This window comes from Streptococcus oralis, from assembly GCF_001579175.1.
GTDB lineage: Bacteria > Bacillota > Bacilli > Lactobacillales > Streptococcaceae > Streptococcus > Streptococcus oralis_O.
This window is the reverse complement of record NZ_KQ970760.1, coordinates 627,985-628,890: the sequence shown is the minus strand read 5'-3', so window position 1 is coordinate 628,890 and position 906 is coordinate 627,985. Positions and strand designations below refer to the sequence as shown.

Here is a 906-nt window from a genome sequence, read left to right as displayed (position 1 = left end):
CCTTAAACTGTCGGAAGAGACTAAATCCCGATTTTAAGGCTACTTTTTGGCTAGCTTGATTCTCCAGATGAGTGATGATGGATAATTGTTTTAAACCAAATTCTTCAAAGGAAAGTTGACAGAGTTTGCTAACAGCCTCTGTCATAAAACCTTGCGACCAAGCATCTTTTTTTAAGAAATAACCGATTTCTGCTTCTTTCTTGATTTCGTCGATTTTTTCAAATTTGATGGAACCAATCATTTCCTGATTGTCTTGATTACAAATTGCCCAGACACCTAGAGGAGCCTTCATAAAATAGTTGGCAAGAGCATATTGACTCTCCTCTAAACTTGCTTGACTGGGAAAAATAAATTGCAGATTTTCTGGATCAGAAGCAATCTCATAAAAGGCTTTACTGTCACTAAAAAAGAAAGGACGCAAATACAAGCGCTCCGTTTCAAAGAAAGAAAACATTGCTAATTTGGTCCAAATATTCATAATCACCTCAATGGTTTTAGTCTTCGACGAGTGTAATATCTGCTCCAAGACTACGTAATTTTTCAATGATATCTGAGTAGCCACGAAGGATAAACTCAATATTTGTAATTTCGGTCTGGCCTTGAGCCATCAATCCAGCAATCACAAGAGCGGCACCTGCTCGCAAATCTGTAGCTTTAACACTTGCTCCATGCAAGGTACGACCACCTTTATAGATAATGTGATCATTCGTAGTCGTAATATCCGCATCCATTTTTGCTAACTCAAAAACATGGTTGACACGTTTTTCATAAATGGTATCAATAATCGTTCCACGGCCTTGAGCTGTTAATAAAAGTGGCGTGATAGGCTGTTGCAAATCAGTTGCAAAACCAGGATAAGGAGCAGTTTTAATATTGATTGCCTTCAAGTCTGACTGCTCTTCAACG

General features: G+C 38.2%; 1 protein-coding gene and 1 pseudogene. Both read right to left on the bottom strand.

Annotation, left to right across the window (positions count from 1 at the left end; translation table 11 throughout):
• Nucleotides 1-478: GNAT family N-acetyltransferase (locus SORDD24_RS07395; RefSeq protein WP_061409142.1), on the bottom strand; the 478-nt coding region annotated here is incomplete at its 3' end.
• A gap of 16 nt (nucleotides 479-494) precedes the next feature.
• A pseudogene (locus SORDD24_RS07390) lies at nucleotides 495-906 on the bottom strand (UDP-N-acetylglucosamine 1-carboxyvinyltransferase); the annotation flags it as partial.